The sequence below is a fragment of the Oleiphilus sp. HI0066 genome (genome assembly GCF_001635725.1).
The window spans coordinates 1-1,152 of record NZ_LWFH01000802.1 but is presented as its reverse complement, the minus strand read 5'-3'; the positions used below and the strand labels follow the sequence as shown (position 1 = coordinate 1,152).

The 1,152-nt window shown below is 45.1% G+C and carries 1 protein-coding gene; it reads left to right on the top strand.

Annotated features, from left to right (window positions below; all coding sequences use genetic code 11):
• The first annotated feature begins 97 nt into the window (after positions 1-97).
• The gene (locus A3738_RS09575) at positions 98-1,009 is read left to right on the top strand and encodes a DUF1295 domain-containing protein (RefSeq protein WP_068481003.1); all 912 of its coding nucleotides are present in this window, start codon (positions 98-100) and stop codon (positions 1,007-1,009) included.
• The last annotated feature ends 143 nt before the right edge of the window (positions 1,010-1,152 follow it).

The window sequence follows — 1,152 nt, the reverse complement described above, 5'->3', positions numbered from 1 at the left end:
GGTCATTTTCATTTTTTAGGTCGTATTAGAAGCAGCTAAGGTTTAGTCTTAGTGCGCTTACGAAGCCTTCTAATAATTATAAAATTTGGAGTAGACAATGGCTGTTGGTCTGAATCTTCTTTTCTTTGCCTTCTTGGCGGTGATTCTCGGGACATCTCAAAGTAATCTATATGACATGCTGGTATCGAATGCGATTGCCCAGGGCGTGTTGTTTTTCTGCGTGGTCGTAATTCCATTTTTGATCACCAAGCGAATGTCTTTCGTTGATATTGCATGGCCTTTTGGGGTCGCTTTAATTGGCGCGCATATCTTGATGATGGGCGATGCAGACCCTGTGCGAAAAACTGTGGTCGGTGCGGTGTATTTGTTTATCGGATTGCGTATGGGCTTAGGTGCTCTAACCATGGCTAAAACCACGGGTGTGATCTTCAAATATGAATTCCCGCGTTACGATTATCGCCGCACTATGCTTGATCAGAGCGGTTCCAAATTCACGAATGCACACATGCTGGGTGAGGCCGTCGTACAAGGCTTTGCCAATATGACTGTGTTGGCGGTTCCCGGTTTCTTAATTGCGACAAGCACAATTGAAGGAATTAGTATGTGGGAATATGTTGGGCTCGGTCTTTGGGGCTTGGCTTATCTTTGCGAATCTGTCGCTGATGGGCAGAAGATGTATTTTATCTCAAAGAATCCAAAAGGCGTTTGCAATATAGGTTTGTGGAAGTATAGCCGTCATCCTAACTACTTTTCTGAGTGGTTAGTTTGGACGGGGATTGTCGTTGCGACTGTGCCATCTTGGTTGGCGATTCAAAGTGTAGAGACGCCGTTAGTTTGGATTAGCTTAGGTATCTGCGCATTGTTTGCATCGGTAATGTTGTACATCACTTTGGTATACCTGACTGGCGCAAAGCCAGCGGAGTATTATTCTGTACAACGCCGAGCGGGGTACAAGGAATACCAAGACACAACCAACATGTTCTTTCCGTGGTTTCCTAAAAATAGATAGACTTTAAAAAGTTGGGGGCAAAAAATTAGGGTCAGAAAAGTAGTCTGACCCCAGTTTGATACAGCTTATTTCGCGGCTTTAAATGCTGACCACATGCGTGAACCTGCGCGGTCATAACGCGGGCCATTAATCGGTGCAGGGAA

Excerpts from the sequence above, each read along its gene's own strand:
- A3738_RS09575 (WP_068481003.1), top strand. The coding sequence starts at position 98 with ATGGCTGTTGGTCTGAATCTTCTTTTCTTTGCCTTCTTGGCGGTGATT.